Annotated in this window: 11 protein-coding genes; 3 read left to right on the forward strand and 8 right to left on the reverse strand. The window is 69.7% G+C overall.

Annotation, left to right across the window (positions count from 1 at the left end):
• The first annotated feature begins 78 nt into the window (after positions 1-78).
• From DEU36_RS08965 to DEU36_RS08975, 3 genes are read left to right on the forward strand one after another with little or no spacing between them, the layout of a single operon-like run.
• The gene (locus tag DEU36_RS08965; protein WP_120263843.1) at positions 79-1281 is read left to right on the forward strand and encodes an LLM class flavin-dependent oxidoreductase; all 1203 of its coding nucleotides are present in this window, start codon (positions 79-81) and stop codon (positions 1279-1281) included.
• The gene (locus DEU36_RS08970) at positions 1278-2603 is read left to right on the forward strand and encodes an NtaA/DmoA family FMN-dependent monooxygenase (protein WP_120263844.1); all 1326 of its coding nucleotides are present in this window, start codon (positions 1278-1280) and stop codon (positions 2601-2603) included. Before DEU36_RS08965 ends, DEU36_RS08970 begins: the two co-directional genes overlap by 4 nt.
• Positions 2600-4498 (forward strand): FAD/NAD(P)-binding domain-containing protein, encoded by a 1899-nt coding sequence (locus tag DEU36_RS08975; protein WP_220700907.1) that lies wholly within the window; start codon positions 2600-2602, stop codon positions 4496-4498. Before DEU36_RS08970 ends, DEU36_RS08975 begins: the two co-directional genes overlap by 4 nt.
• Before the next feature lie 100 nt (positions 4499-4598).
• Here DEU36_RS08975 and DEU36_RS08980 read toward each other — a convergent pair whose 3' ends face one another.
• The 8 genes from DEU36_RS08980 to mmsA form a co-directional block, all read right to left on the reverse strand.
• Positions 4599-6233 carry a molybdopterin-dependent oxidoreductase gene (locus DEU36_RS08980; RefSeq protein WP_120263845.1) on the reverse strand — a complete coding sequence of 545 codons (1635 nt, stop codon included), beginning with the start codon at positions 6231-6233 and terminating at the stop codon, positions 4599-4601.
• 213 nt (positions 6234-6446) lie between these two features.
• Positions 6447-7553: a GNAT family N-acetyltransferase gene (locus DEU36_RS16200; protein WP_220700908.1), complete on the reverse strand. Its 1107-nt coding sequence runs from the start codon at positions 7551-7553 to the stop codon at positions 6447-6449.
• A 47-nt stretch (positions 7554-7600) separates the two neighbouring features.
• A complete protein-coding gene (locus DEU36_RS08995) occupies positions 7601-8593 on the reverse strand; it encodes an ABC transporter substrate-binding protein (protein WP_120263846.1) in 993 nt (330 codons plus the stop codon).
• Positions 8594-8644: 51 nt separating this feature from the next.
• A complete protein-coding gene (locus tag DEU36_RS09000; protein WP_120263847.1) occupies positions 8645-9412 on the reverse strand; it encodes an amino acid ABC transporter ATP-binding protein in 768 nt (255 codons plus the stop codon).
• Positions 9409-10428 carry an amino acid ABC transporter permease gene (locus DEU36_RS09005; protein WP_120263848.1) on the reverse strand — a complete coding sequence of 340 codons (1020 nt, stop codon included), beginning with the start codon at positions 10426-10428 and terminating at the stop codon, positions 9409-9411. The genes DEU36_RS09000 and DEU36_RS09005 overlap by 4 nt, the downstream gene beginning before the upstream one ends.
• Positions 10429-10599: 171 nt before the next feature.
• Positions 10600-11718 (reverse strand): sugar-binding protein, encoded by a 1119-nt coding sequence (locus DEU36_RS09010; RefSeq protein ID WP_120263849.1) that lies wholly within the window; start codon positions 11716-11718, stop codon positions 10600-10602.
• A gap of 50 nt (positions 11719-11768) precedes the next feature.
• Complete coding sequence (gene mmsB, locus DEU36_RS09015) at positions 11769-13112, reverse strand: multiple monosaccharide ABC transporter permease (RefSeq protein WP_120263850.1); 1344 nt, start codon at positions 13110-13112, stop codon at positions 11769-11771.
• Positions 13109-14632 (reverse strand): multiple monosaccharide ABC transporter ATP-binding protein, encoded by a 1524-nt coding sequence (gene mmsA, locus DEU36_RS09020; protein WP_259455352.1) that lies wholly within the window; start codon positions 14630-14632, stop codon positions 13109-13111. The genes mmsB and mmsA overlap by 4 nt, the downstream gene beginning before the upstream one ends.
• Between the last annotated feature and the right edge of the window lie 116 nt (positions 14633-14748).

Raw genomic sequence — 14748 nt, forward strand, 5'->3', positions numbered from 1 at the left:
GCGAACCCCGGTTACGACAGGTGTCGCCGGATGACGGGCGGCCTTGGCAGCGCTCGGGGCGAGGTCGACAGTGGGCTCATGTCTCACCGCATCCATCTCGCCGTCGCTCTCGAGCGGGCCGGCTGGCACCCCGCCGCGTGGCGCGCGTCCGGGCTCTCGCCGCGCGCGTTCACCACATCCCGTCACTGGGCCGACCAGGTGCGACTCCTCGACGGGGCGGGCGTGACTCTCGCGACCATCGAGGACGCGCTCTCGCTGACCGACCGCTTGGAAGACGCGAACGACCCCGACCCCGGGTGGCTGCACGGGCGTATCGACGCGGTGCTGCTGGCCTCCGCGCTCGCGCCGCTCACGCACCGGATCGGGCTGATCCCGACGGTCACGACGACGCACACCGAGCCGTTCCACGTCGCCACCGGCATCCAGACGCTCGACTTCGCCAGTCGTGGCCGCGCGGGCGTGCGGCTCGTCGTCGGCGGGTCGGCCGCGGAGCGCGCGAACTTCGGGCGGCGCGACGAGATCGATCTCGAGACCGGGTTCCGCGAGGCGGGCGAGGTCGCCGACGCGCTCGGGCGCCTGTGGGACTCGTGGCAGGACGATGCGATCATCCGGGATGCCGCGAGCGGCCGCTTCGTCGACGCCGACCGCATCCACAACATCGACGTCGCGGGCGAGTTCTTCTCGATCACCGGGGCCTCGATCGTGCCCCGCTCGCCCCAGGGCCGCCCCATCATCTCGGTACTCGCGCACCAGACCGTGCCGTTCCGCCTCGCCGCCGAGCACGCCGACGTCGTGTTCGTCACGCCCCACGATGCGGCCGCCGCGACCGGCATCCTCGCCGAGCTCGACGGAGCCGCCGCCGAGCTGCGCCGCTCTGGCGAGCGCCTGCGCGTGTTCGCCGACGTGATCGTGCTCGTCGAGGAGACGAGTGCGGCTGCACGCGACGCGCTCGCGCGGCTCGACGACCTCGTCGGAGGCGAGTTCCGCTCGGACGCGCGGGTCGTCGCCGGCACGCCGACCGAGGTCGCCGAGCACATCCGGGCCCTCGCAGAGACCGGCGTCGACGGTGTGCGGCTGCGGCCGGCACGCCAGCCCGATGACGTCGTCGCGATCGCCGAGCGTCTCGCCCCGCTGCTGCGCGCGACCCGTGTGCTGCGCGACGACGACGCCACCACCTTGCGCGGCCGGCTCGGCCTGCCGCGTCCCGCGAGCAGGTACGCCGGCCCCGCGCACGACTCCGCCAACGAGTCCGCCCCGACACGAGAGAAGGTCGCCCTGTGAGCCGCTCGCCCCGCCAGATCCACCTGGCCGCACACTTCCCCGGCGTCAACAGCACCACGGTGTGGACCGACCCCGCCTCGGGCAGCCAGATCGACTTCGCCGCATTCGAGTACTTCGCGCGCTCGGCCGAGCGCGGCTTCTTCGACTACGTGTTCCTCGCCGAGGGCCTGCGCCTCCGCGAGCACAAGGGCCGCGTGCACGAGCTCGACGTGCTGGGCCGCCCGAACACCCTCGCGATCCTGGCGGCGCTGACCGCCGTCACCGACCACGTCGGTCTCGTCGGCACCCTGAGCACGACGTTCAACGAGCCGTACGAGCTCGCCCGTCAGCTCGCGACACTCGACCACCTCTCGGACGGCCGCGCCGGATGGAACGCCGTGACGAGCTCCGACGCCTTCCACGGCGCGAACTTCCGCCGCGGCGGGTTCCTCGACCACGCCGACCGGTATGAGCGTGCAAAGGAGTTCGCCGCCCTGTCGAAGAAGCTCTGGGACTCGTGGGACGAGGGCGAAGCGCCGCCCCGCCGCATCCGCCACTCCGGCCCGCAGTTCGACGTCGACGCCCTCTTCGACGTGCCCCGCTCGCCGCAGGGGCGCCCCGTGATCGTGCAGGCCGGTGACTCCGCCGACGGACGCGACTTCGGAGCCGAGCACGCCGAAGTCATCTTCTCGCTGCACCAGGACTTCGATGCGGCCCGCGTGTTCTACGACGACGTCAAGGGGCGCCTGGCCGCGTGGGGGCGTGACGAGGACTCGCTGAAGATCCTGCCCGCGGCGACGTTCGTCATCGGCGACACGGATGCCGAGGCGCGCGAACGATCGCGTGAGATCGCCCTGCAGCAGGTGCGGCCCGAGCAGGCGTTGACCTACCTCGAGCAGGTCTGGGGCCGCGACCTCAGCGGCTACGACCCCGACGGCCCGCTGCCCGACGTCGAGCCCGACACCGGCTCGGAGACCGCACGCGGCTGGGCCAATCGCCACAAGGCCGTGCAGGCGCGGATCGCGTCGCTGCGGGAGCTGTCGGAAGCCGAGGGGCTGAGCGTGCGCGAGCTCGTCATCCGGCTGACGGCCAAGCACACATTCGTGGGCACCCCCGAGCACATCGCGGGCGAGATCGACCGCTACGTGCAGGAGCGGGCGACCGACGGATTCACCGTCGTCGGGCACCTCACCCCGCACGGCCTCGACGAGTTCGCCACGCGCGTCGTCCCCCTCCTGCAGGAGCGCGGGTCGTACCGCGACTCGTACGACGAGGGAGCGACGCTGCGCGACCTGCTCGGGCTGCCGGCCGTGGTTCCGGCACCCGCATCCGTACCGGCGTGAGCGTCCACCGGCTGGTCTTCGTCGGCGCCGGCCCGCGGGCGATCATGCTCCTCGAGCGGATCGTCGCGCGGTTCGGCGCCGCGGCGGGCGCAGGGGATGCGGCGGATGCGCGCGCGGTCGGCGCGCCGCGCCTGCATGTCGAGCTGGTCGACCCGCATCCTCCGGGAGCCGGCCGCATCTGGCGGCGCGCGCAGTCGCCGCTGCTGAAGCTCAATTCGATGGCGCGCGACGTGACGGTCTTCACCGACGAAAGCTGCACGATCGACGGTCCGATCCGTCCCGGCCCCTCGCTCATCGAATGGGCCGAGCTCTGGCGCAGCGGCGAGCTGGCTGCGGCCGGTCAAGGCATCGAGATAGACGACGAGGTCGCCGCTGCCGAGGCGCGCGGGCTGCACGGCGAGAGCTTTCCCACGCGCCGACTGCACAGCTACTACCTGGAGTGGTTCTACCGGCGCACGGTCGCCGAGGCGCCCCCGGGGGTCACGGTGCGATGGCGCCGCGACACGGTCGCAAGCGTGAGCCCGGAGAACCGCGTGACCCTGGCGAGCGGGCTCGAGATCGAAGCCGACGGTGTCGTCTTCGCGCTCGGTCACACCGGTCGTGAACCGGATGCCGTCACCGCCGGCCTCATCGCCGGGGCGCGCCGCGCGCGGCTGCACTATGTGCCGCCCGCCTTCACCGCCGACGCCGACCTCTCGCAGCTCGGGGCCGGCGACGACGTCATCGTGCGCGGCATGGGACTCGCCGCGGTCGACCTCGTGGTGCTGCTCACCCAAGGCCGCGGCGGCCGCTTCGTCGAGAAGGGCGACGGGTTGCGGTACGTGCCGTCGGGACGCGAGCCGCGTCTGCACCTCGGATCGCGGCGGGGCGTTCCCTACCGTTCGAAGGTGTCGTCGGCGCTGCGCGGCGAGGCATCCCAACGCGAGGTGCTGACGCCCGCGGCGATCGCCGAGCTTGTGGCCCGCCCCGGTGTCATCGACTTCGAGGCCGATGTCTGGCCGCTCATCGCGGGCGAGCTGCTCCACGGGCACTACCGCGAGCTGTTCACGGGACACCCCGACCGCGTCGTCGGCGATTGGACGACGTTCCGTGCGGTGCTGCGGTCGCACGCGTGGGACGACCCCGCCCTGCTCGACGCGATCGCGGCGGCGGTCCCCGATCCGCTCGACCGGTTCGACGTCGCCTCGTTCGACCGGCCGCTGGCCGCCGCGGCCTTCGTCGACGGCGACGACGCGCACGAGCGGGTGCGCGCGCACATCGTCACCGACCTGCATCTGCGTACGGCCCCGGAACGCAGCGCCGCGCAGGGCGTCTTCCTCGCAGCGCTGCTGTCGTTCCTCGCGCTTGCCGAGATCCCCGCCGATCGGTGGAACGAGCACTCGCGCACACGATCGCTGCCGGTCCGGTGGCACACCTTCTTCAGCTACGTCGCAAGCGGCCCGCCCCCGCACCGGCTCGAGGAGCTCGTGGCCCTCGCCGATGCCGGGATCGTTCGCTTCCTCGGGCCCGAGATCGAGGTCCGCATCGATCCGGAGCGCGGCTTCGTCGCCTCCAGCCGTCGCGTCCCGGGCGAGACCGTCGCGGGCAGCCTCGTCGACGCGTGGCTGCCCGGGCCGGGAGCCGCCGTGAGCGAGAACCGCGTGCTGCGAGCGCTGGCCCGCCAGCAGGGGGCGGAGGTACGCGTGCTCACCGATGCCGACGGCCGGGTACTGCGGCGGGACGGCTCACCGACGGCATCCGCCTTCGCGCTCGGCCCGTTCACGTCGCTGCCCGAGAGCGGTGCTTTCACCCGCCCGGGATCGAACGCGCTCTCGATCCGCCAGACCGACCGCACGGCAGGAGCGATCGTCGACGCGGTCCTCGGCGCCACTACGCCGCTCGCTCGCCTCGCGTAGCCCCCTGCTCCCCCTTCCCCTTCGTCGACTCGCCACGAATGGCGAGTGCGCGGGGGCAGCATCCGCACTTCCTGGCGAGTCGACAGGCGTGGGGAGCCGGTCAGGCGGAGACCGTCACCAGCACGCGCTGCCAACCGCTCGAACCGTCGGGCGCGATCGGGGCGCGCTCCTCGACCTGCGTGTCGCCGTTCTTGTTGACGGCTCGCACCTCGACGTAGTGGGTGCCGGCTTCGGCTTGCCACTCCAGCATCCACTGGACCCAGGTGTCGGCGTTGATCGGCGTCGAAATGGTCGCAGCCTGCCAGTCGCCGTCGTCGATCCGCACTTCGACGCGGTCGATGCCGACCGTCTGCGCCCAGGCCATTCCGGCGATGGCGACGGTGCCCGCGGCGACCGGTGTGCCCGTGCGCGGGGTGTCGATGCGGGACGAGAACTTGATCGGCGCTTCGGCTGCGTACCCGCGCGGGGTCCAGTAGGCCTCGTCGGCCTCGAACGTGGTGACCTTGAGCTCGGTGACCCATTTGGTCGCCGAGACGTAGCCGTACAGACCGGGAACCACCATGCGCACCGGGAAGCCGTGCTCGAGGGGCAGTGGCTCGCCGTTCATCGCGACGGCGAAGATCGCGTCGCGCGAGTCGTCGGTCAAGGCTTCGAGCGGGGTGGATGCCGTGTACCCGTCGACACTCTTGGACAGCACCATGTCGGCGCCCGACTGCGGGCCCGCCATGCGCAGGATGTCGCGGATCGGGATGCCCTGCCAGATGGCGTTGCCCACCAGGCCACCGCCGACCTCGTTCGAGACGCACGTGAGCGTGACGGCGTACTCGTCGAGCCCCATGCCGACGAGATCGTCGAAGCTCAGCTCGACGCGCTGATCGACCATGCCGTCGATGACGAGACGCCACGTGGTCGGGTCGACCGACGGCACCGTGAGGGCCGTGTCGACGCGGTAGAAGTCGGCGTTCGGGGTGATGAGGGGCGAGATCCCCTCGACATCCAGCTCGGCGCCGTCGGGGATCGTGACGGTCGACCGCGGCTCCGGGATGCGCAGCTCACGGCGGAGCGCGTCGACCGAAGCCGACGTCGCATTGAGCAGGCGGGCGCCGACTCCGACGATGACGGCGGCGAGGCCCACGCCTCCCGTGGCGACCAGGAACGATCGCCGACCGAGCCCGCGCTGCTCAGCGGCCGGGTACGCCGGGGTGGTCGGGTTGACGGCATCCGCGGCAGCCGCGACATCCGCGGCGCCCGCTGCGCCCGCCCAGCGCCGGAGGCGCGTGATGAGGAAGACGAGGATGATCACTCCGGCCAGCGTCCCGATCACGGGCGGCACGAAGGCGAGCGGGCTGGCTCCGGTGCGAGTGACGATGGCGGCCGTCGAGATCACCCCGGCGAGGGCGATGACGATGACCCCGAACGGCCGGGCGAAGAACTGCAGGATGCCGGCGATCGCGGCGGCGACCACGACGGCGAGCGCGAGGCTGCCGAGCAGGACGATCTTGTCGGCCGAGCCGAACGTCGCGATCGCGAACTCCTTGAGCGGCTGCGGCACGATATCGATGACGAAGGCGCCCACGGCGAGGATCGGGCTGCTCTCACGCGCGACGAGGAGCGCGACCAGCTCGGCTACGGCGAGGAAGGCGGCAGCGCTGACGATGCCGGCGAGCGCGCTCCACAGGGCCCAGACCCCGCGCCGGGTCTTCGCCTCGTTCGCGGATGCGGTCGATTTCGCCATCGCTGTCGCCTCTCGATCGGCAGATCACTCCTACCGTGCATAGTGTCTTCGTCGCCGAGCCCGCAACGGATGGAATTCCGGCCCGGATGATGCAGCGCCGGCCCGGATGATGCCGGCGAGAACGCCTCGTCTCGCCGAGAACGCACCGCCTATCGTGCGTGCTCACGGAAGCGGTGCGTGCTCGGCGTGCGCAGCGCGCGCGACGTGCGCTAGCTACAGGGGCTTGGTGAAGCAGCGGGAGAACGTGTACTCGGTGTAGGGGGCGTAGATCGGGATCGGCGTGTACCCGAGGCGCTCGTACAGCACGACGGCGTCATGCTGGCGGTCGCCGGTCTGCAGGATGACGCGCGCGGCGCCGCGGTCGCGCGCGATGCGTTCGAGCTCGGCGATGAGAGCACGGCTCGCGCCGAGCCCGCGAGCCCGCGGGTGCACGTACACGCGCTTGATCTCGAGGTCGCGGATGCCGTCGTGCTCGAGGTCGCGCAGCGCACCGTGACCGAGCGCCTCGCCCGCGGCATCCGTCACGAGCACCGTCGCGACGATCGTCTCGGGGTCGAGAGCGAAAGCGCGAGCGGATCGGGCGGCGGCTTCGGGATCGGTCTCGTCGAAGCGGTCGGCGTAGCGCGGGCCGACCTCGCGGTCCATCTCGGCGCGCAGGGCGACCGCACGCGGGTCACCATAGTCGGTGTGCTCGAGGAGCCAGGTCGGCGCCGGGCCGGCCGCGGGGGTGCCGGTCGAGGCGGTGCCGGTCGAGGCCGAGGGCTCCGGCTCGAGGTCGTAGCCGAACGCGCGCAGCTCGACGAAACGGCCCGGCTCGACCTCGATTCGTCCCTCGCGTTCGGGCAGGCGCGAGAAACCGAGCTTGGCGTAGAGCGCGTGCGCGGCGGTCATCTCGGGCCCGCTGTTCATGACGACGCGGTGCGACCCGCGCTCGCGGGCCAGCTCGATGACGTGCCGGGCGAGCGCCTCGCCGACGCCGCGGCCGCGCGCCTCGGGTGCGACGGCGAGCTGTCGGAAATCGGTCTCCCCCGGCCGGGCGATGCCGGCGAGCGGCCGATTCGGCCGAGCGACCCACACGGTTCCGAGGATGTCGCCCTCGGCAGCGGTATCTGCGGCGGCATCCGCGCGCCCGCCGCCATCCACCGCCACCCACACGTCGCCGCTCTGCACGCGTGTGGCGACGTCGCGCAGCGAGGCGAGGTAGTGCTCCGAGAGCTCGCCGTAGCTGTGCCGGTAGGCACGGGCGGTCAGCTCGCCCGCCCGAGCGAACTCCTCGGTGCGGACGAGCCGGATGGTGAGGGCTGTCGCGGTCGATGTCACGATGTGACGCTACCTCTCACCGAGACCCGTTCACGACGCATACCCATTCACGACGCCGGAAGGCCGGGAGGGTTGATCTCGCTCTTCTCGACGCGTTCCGACTCGAGCCCCCAGGTTTCGAGGACCTCGGCGTACTGGCCGCCCTCGATGATGGCGTTGATCGCGATCGACACCGGCTCGATGAGGCCGTTGCCCTTCGCGGTCGCGGCGGCGATGTTTGCGGTCTGCGGCCAGCCGCCCGGCACGAGGCCGACCAGCTTGGTGTCGCCGGTCTCGCGCGCCGACCAGGCCGAGGTGGCGTTGGGCCCGAAGGTGGCGTCGACGCGCCCGGACTGCAGCGCGAGGACGGCCGCGGCGTTGTCGTCGTAGTACTGCAGCTCGGCCGGGGCCTCGCCGGCCGCCTCGAGCTCGTCGTTCCAGGCGAGCAGCACCTGCTCCTGGTTGGTGCCCGAGCCGACCACGATTCTCAGACCCGAGATGTCGGCGGCCTCCTCGATTCTGTCGATGTCGCTGTCGGCGCGGACGTAGAAGCCGAGCAGGTCTTCGCGGTAACTCGCGAAGTCGTAGAGCTCCTTGCGCTCTTCGGTGACGGTGACGTTCGAGGTGATGAGGTCGTACTTACCCGACTGGATGCCGAGGGGCCAGTCGGCCCACGCGACGACCACCGGGTTGTACTCGAGGCCGAGCGCCTCGGCGACCAGCGAGCCGATGTTCGGCTCGGTGCCCGCGGCGCCGGTCTCACCCTCCGGAATGTAGCCGAGCGGAGGCAGGTAAGCGGAGTGGGCGACGGTGAGCTTCCCCTCTTCGACAGGCTCGAAGCCGCTCGCCTCGAGGGCCGCGACGGCCTCGGCGACGGGCTCGTCGAGGTGCACCCAGTGGATGTCGTCGGTCGCGACGTTCGCCGTGGTGGCCGCGGGCGCCGCAGCCTCGGCCTCGGCGGGTCGGTTGAGGTTCACGGCGGTGACGATGCCGCCGACGATCGCCGCGACCGCGACGACGCCGAGTCCGGCGGCGATGCTCTGCTTCTTGCTGATGGTCATGCTGTGGGTCTTTCTCGAAGGGTGTGGTGGGGCGGAACGGGACGGGGAAGGTCAGGCGAGGACCTTGGCGAGGAACTCCTGCACGCGCGGGTGCTTCGGCGCGACGAGCACCTCGGTCGGCGGACCCTGCTCGATGATCCGGCCACCGTCGAGGAAGACGACGCGGTCGGCGACCTCGCGGGCGAAGCCGATCTCGTGGGTGACGATGATGAGGGTCGTGCCCAGCTGCGCGAGGTCGCGGATGACGTCGAGCACCTCACCGACGAGTTCGGGGTCGAGCGCGCTCGTCGGCTCGTCGAACAGGATCACCTTGGGCTTGAGGGCCAGGGCGCGGGCGATCGCGACGCGTTGCTGCTGACCGCCCGAGAGCTGACGCGGGTAATGGCCGGCCTTGTCGCCGAGACCCACGCGGTCGAGCAGGCCGATCGCGAGCTCGCGGGCGTCGTCCTTCGACAGCCGGCCGAGGGCGATGGGCGCCTCGGTGACGTTCTCGAGCGCCGTGAGGTGAGGGAAGAGGTTGAAGTTCTGGAAGACGATCCCGATCTGGGTACGCCGCTCGAGCACGGCCTTCTCTCGCAGCTCGTAGAGCTTGCCGTTGCGCTGCTCGTAGCCGATGAACTCGCCGTCGACCGTGACCGATCCACGGTCGACCGTCTCGAGGTGGTTGATGGTGCGCAGCAGCGTCGACTTGCCCGAGCCGCTGGCGCCGAGGATCGCGACGATCTCGCCCGGCTGCACCGTGAGGTCGATGCCGCCGAGCACCTCGATGCCCCCGTAGCTCTTGTGGACGTTGTGGATCTCGACGAGACCGATGGTCATGACTCTCCTCCGGAGGCGAGTGGGCGGGGTGCCGGCGCCGGCGTGTCGTCGCCGAGGCGGGCCCACTGCACGGCGACCCAGTGGCGCGCACGCTGCACGGGGGTGGGGGGCAGAACCCGCACCGACCCCCGCGCGTAATGGCGCTCGATGTAGTACTGCAGGATGCTGAGCACTGTGGTGATGATCGTGTACCAGACGACCGCGACGAGCAGCAGCGGGATGACGCGACTGTTGCGGTTGTAGATCACCTGCACCGCGTAGAACAGCTCGGGGATCGCGATGACGAACAGCACCGAGGTGCCCTTCACGAGACCGATCACCTCGTTGGTGGCGTTGGGGATGATCGATCGCATGGCCTGCGGCAGCACGATGCGGCTGAGCCGGCGACGCGGCGGGATGCCGAGCGCCGCGGCCGCCTCGAGCTGGCCCTGGTCGACCGAGAGCAGGCCGCCGCGGATGATCTCGGCGGAGTACGCCGCCTGGTGCAGGCTCAGGCCGAGCACCCCTGCCGCGAACGCGCTGATGAGCTGGACGGTGGGGAACTCCACGATCCAGAAGTCGGTCGTGAACGGGGTGCCCAGTCCGAGCGTCGGATACAGGTACCCGAGGTTGTACCAGACGACCAGCTGCACGACGAGGGGAACCGAGCGGAAGAACCAGATGAAGCTCCACGCCGCGGCGTTCAGCAGCGGCGACTTCGCCAGCCGCGCGAGGGCGAGCACCGTGCCGAGGAGGAACCCGATGGTCGCCGACACCCCCGTGTACACGAGGGTGAGGCCGAGGCCCTGCAGTACCGGGTCGGAGAAGAAGTACTGCGCGAAGTAGTCCCACTCGTAGTTCTCGTTCGTCACGAGCGACCACAGGAACTGCGCGACGACGAACACGACGATCGCGGCGATCGCCCAGCGGAACCAGTGCCGCGTGCGGACGACGGGGATGTCGCCGAGGTCGACGCGCCGCGTGGCGGGCGCGGGATCGCCGACGGCGGGGTCGACGCGCGAGACGGTGTCGGTCATTCGGGTCTCCTCGGAACGGCGCGGATGCAGCGGATCGCCCGACAGTAGGCCGCGGAAGACACCGGTGTCGTGGCGGCTGCTCACACGACGACACGCGCGGAGATACGGCGTAACACAGAGAACCGGCCCCCAGCCGAGAGGGCTGGGGGCCGGTTCCGAGAACGCTGCGGGTTATTGCGCCGCCTGCACGATCTCGAGGAGGCTCGGCACGTTGGCGTACGCCTCGGCGGCGTTCTCCTTCGTGACGATCACGGGCTCGAGCAGGTACGCGGGAACGACCTTCACACCGTTGTCGTACTGCTCGGTGTCGTTGACATCGGCATCCTCGCCCTGCTGCAGCTGGCCGATCATCTTGACCGTCTGCTCGACGAGCAGGGCGGTGTCCTTGTTGATGGTCGAGTACTGCTCGCCGGCCATGATCGACTTCACCGACTCGACCTCGGAGTCCTGACCGGTGACCGTGAAGGTCGCGACATCCTTCCCGGCCTGCTTCACCGAGGTGAGGATGGCTCGGGCCAGGGTGTCGTTCGGCGAGAGCACACCGTCGAGCGTGTCGCTGCTGTAGGTCGAGGTGAGGATCGAGTCCATGCGGCTCTGAGCGTTCTCGGCCTTCCAGCCCTGAGTCGCGGTCTGCGCGATCTCGGTCTGGCCCGACTTCACGACGAGCGTGCCGTCATCGATCTTCGGCTGCAGCACGTCCATCGCACCGTTGAAGAACACGGCCGAGTTCGCGTCGTCGGGCGAGCCCGAGAACAGCTCGATGTTCCACGGCGCGCCATGACCCGACCGCGCCTCGAGCCCGTCGAGCAGCGCCTGCCCCTGCAGCTGTCCGACCTTGAAGTTGTCGAACGCGACGTAGTAGTCGACGTTCTCGCTGTTCTCGAGCAGCCGGTCGTAGGCGATGATCATCACGCCGGCGTCGGCGGCCTGCTGCAGCTGGGTCCCGAGCTGCTTGCCGTCCTTCGCGCCGATGACGATGACCTTCGCACCGTTGGTGATCATCGCGGAGATCTGGTTCTGCTGTTCGGCGACCGTGTTCGATGCCGGCGCGTACTGCACGTCGGCCTTGAAGCCGGCGGCCTCGAGGTCCTTCGTGAACAGGTCGCCCGCGAGCACCCAGTTCTCGCTGGTCTTGTCGGGCAGAGCGACGCCGATCGTCGCGTCGGCCGCGAAGCCCGCCGCAGCGGAGGCGTCGCCGCCGGCGCCCGCGTCGGTGCGCGCATTGGAGCACGCCGACAGGGCCAGCGCCGTGACCGCGAGTGCGGTGACGGCGAGAGCGATCTTCTTCATTGCATTCATCTCTTTTCTTCGGTGCGGAGAGCCATCAGCGAGCGGTGTCGTCATCGACGACCGGCATCGACGGGCTGACTGGTCTCATTGGTTCCGGCGGTCGGCAAGACAGTCGGAGGTGTGGGGACGTCGGCTCGGGCACGGCGTCGCGCCGACCAGAGGCCGATGATCGACGGGCGCCCGGTCGCCTTGCTCAGCACGTCGATGCCGACGGCGAACAGCAGCACGAGGCCCTTGATGACCGACACGAGGTCGGCGCCGGTGCCGACGAGCTGCAGGCCGTTGTTGAGGAAGGCCATCACGAGTCCACCGATGATGGCGCCGATGACCGTTCCGATGCCGCCCGAGACCGCGGCGCCGCCGATGAACACGGCCGCGATCGCGTCGAGCTCCCACCCGTTGCCGTCCTGCGGCCCGGAGGCACCCGAGCGGGCGACGAAGATCATGCCCGCGAGCGAGGCCAGCACCGACATGTTCATCATCACGAAGAAGTCGACGCGGCGGTCCTTCACCCCTGAGAGCGTCGCGGCGAGACGGTTGCCGCCGACCGCGTAGATGCGTCGGCCGAAGGTCGTGTTGTTGGTGATGAACGAGTACAGGATGACGAGGGCGACGAGGATGACGCCCGAGATCGGGAAACCGGTGCCCGGCCGCCCCGTGGCGAACAAGTACGCGGCGATGAGGATGACGCCACCCACGACGACGACCTTGAGGATCGAGACCCACAGCGGGGCGGATTCGGCGCCGGTCTTGGCCTGGCGCCGGCGCAGGCGGATCTCGTTGACGACGATCCACAGCGCTCCGAGGACGCCGAGTGCGAGCGTCAGCACGTTGAACGGCAGCGGGATGAAGGGGAGCTCGGGCAGGTACCCCGCGCCGATCACCTGGAAGTCGGCGGGTACGGCGAGCGTGGTCGACTGCCCGACGATCTGGTTCAGCCCCCGGAAGATCAGCATCCCCGCGAGGGTGACGATGAACGCCGGCACTCCGATGTAGGCGACCCAGAATCCCTGCCACGCTCCGATGAGCACGCCGACGACGAGGCCGAGCACGATCGCGAGCGACGATGGGAGGTTCCAGTCGGCCATTGATTTCGCCACCACGATGCCGGTGAAGGCGGCGACCGACCCGACCGACAGGTCGATGTGCCCCATGATGATGACCATCACCATGCCGATCGCGAGGATCAGGATGTAGGAGTTCTGGTTGATCGCGTTGATGAGGTTGCCCGACGACAGGGTCAGACCGTTCGTCCAGATCTGGAACACGAGGATGATCAGCACGAGCGATCCGAGGATGCCGAACTGCCGCAGAGTGGATTGTCCGCTGCCGAACGCTTTGCGGATGTCGGCCAGCCCGCCGGTGCGGACGGGGGCGGTGTCGGGCTGAGTCATGCGGTCACTTTCTTTCCACGGTCAGCGGTCATGCTCCGCATCAGTTCTTCGGGTGTGGCTCCGCGCGCGTCGATCTCGTCGGTGATGCGACCCTCGAAGACCGTGTAGATGCGGTCGGCCATGCCCAGAAGCTCCGGCAGCTCGCTCGAGATGAGCAGCACGCCTTTTCCCTGCGCGGCGAGGTCGTTGATGATCGAATAGATCTCGTACTTCGCCCCGACGTCGATGCCGCGGGTGGGCTCGTCGAGGATGAGCAGGTCGGGGTCGGTGAACATCCATTTGGCGAGCACGACCTTCTGCTGGTTGCCACCCGAGAGTTTCGAGACGCCGTTGTCGACGTTCGACGTCTTGATGCGCAGCCTCCCCCGGTAGTCGTCGGCGACCGCTCTCTCCTCGTCTTTGCGCAGCACACCGTGTGGCGCGATCTTCCGCAGCTTCGCCGAGACCACCGACCGTCGGATCGGATCGAGCAGATTGAGCCCGAGCACCTTGCGGTCCTCGCTGACGTAGGCGAGACCGTGCGAGATCGCCGCGGGCACGTCCTTGAGCGTGACGGGCTTGCCGTCGATCAGGATCTGGCCGCCTTCGTAGAAGCCGTACGAGCGGCCGAACAGGCTCATCGCGAGTTCGGTGCGGCCGGCGCCCATGAGTCCGGCGAGCCCGACGACCTCGCCGCGGCGGACGGTGAGGTGCGACGATTTCGCGACCAGGCGGTCGGCGTTGAGCGGATGCCGCACCGTCCAGTCGCGAACCTCGAAGAAGACCTCGCCGATTCTCACGTCGCGCGGCGGGAACCGGTTCTCGAGCGAGCGTCCCACCATGCCGCGGATGATGCGGTCCTCGTCGACGTCGCCCGCGTGGACGTCGAGCGTCTCGATCGTCCGGCCGTCGCGGATGATCGTGATCGAGTCGGCGATCTGGGCGATCTCGTTGAGCTTGTGACTGATGATGATCGAGGTGACGCCGCGGTCGCGCAGATCGGTGATGAGGCCGAGCAGGTGCTGCGAATCGTTCTCGTTCAACGCGGCGGTCGGCTCGTCGAGGATGAGCAGCTTGACGTTCTTCGAGAGGGCCTTCGCGATCTCGACGAGCTGCTGCTTGCCGACACCGAGCTGTTTGATGGGCGTAGCCGGGTCGTCCCGGAGGCCGACCCGTTCGAGCAGTTCGCGCGCCCGGGCTCGCGAGGCGTCCCAGTTGATGCGCCCGAATCGGGCGATCTCGTTGCCGACGAAGATGTTCTCCGCGATCGAGAGTTCGGGGATGAGCGCGAGCTCCTGATGGATGATCGCGATGCCGGCATCCTCGCTCGCCCGGATGTCGCGGAACTGGGCGGTCTGCCCGTCGAAGACGATGTCGCCTTCGTAGGTCCCGTACGGGTAGACACCCGAGAGCACTTTCATGAGGGTCGATTTACCGGCGCCGTTCTCGCCGCAGATCGCGTGGATCTCACCGGCCTGCACCGTGAGCGACACGTCGGCGAGGGCGATGACGCCGGGGAACCGTTTCGTGATGGAGCGCATCTCGAGCAGGGCCCGCCCGGGCTCGCCGGATTCTGATTCGATCACCAAAGCTCCTCTGCCCCAGCTCATCGGATGTCAACGTTGTCATCGAGCGACGTCACTCTACGCCCCGCCCC

The sequence above is a fragment of the Microbacterium sp. AG238 genome (assembly GCF_003610405.1).
GTDB lineage: Bacteria > Actinomycetota > Actinomycetes > Actinomycetales > Microbacteriaceae > Microbacterium.

What these genes read in the sequence shown, in the direction of transcription:
- DEU36_RS09000 (WP_120263847.1), bottom strand. Translation starts at nt 9,412, where the DNA reads ATGACCATCGGTCTCGTCGAGATCCACAACGTCCACAAGAGCTACGGG.
- mmsA (WP_259455352.1), bottom strand. Translation starts at nt 14,632, where the DNA reads ATGCGCTCCATCACGAAACGGTTCCCCGGCGTCATCGCCCTCGCCGAC.
- mmsB (WP_120263850.1), bottom strand. Translation starts at nt 13,112, where the DNA reads ATGACTCAGCCCGACACCGCCCCCGTCCGCACCGGCGGGCTGGCCGAC.
- DEU36_RS08995 (WP_120263846.1), bottom strand. Translation starts at nt 8,593, where the DNA reads ATGACCATCAGCAAGAAGCAGAGCATCGCCGCCGGACTCGGCGTCGTC.
- DEU36_RS08965 (WP_120263843.1), top strand. Translation starts at nt 79, where the DNA reads ATGTCTCACCGCATCCATCTCGCCGTCGCTCTCGAGCGGGCCGGCTGG.
- DEU36_RS09005 (WP_120263848.1), bottom strand. Translation starts at nt 10,428, where the DNA reads ATGACCGACACCGTCTCGCGCGTCGACCCCGCCGTCGGCGATCCCGCG.
- DEU36_RS08980 (WP_120263845.1), bottom strand. Translation starts at nt 6,233, where the DNA reads ATGGCGAAATCGACCGCATCCGCGAACGAGGCGAAGACCCGGCGCGGG.
- DEU36_RS09010 (WP_120263849.1), bottom strand. Translation starts at nt 11,718, where the DNA reads ATGAAGAAGATCGCTCTCGCCGTCACCGCACTCGCGGTCACGGCGCTG.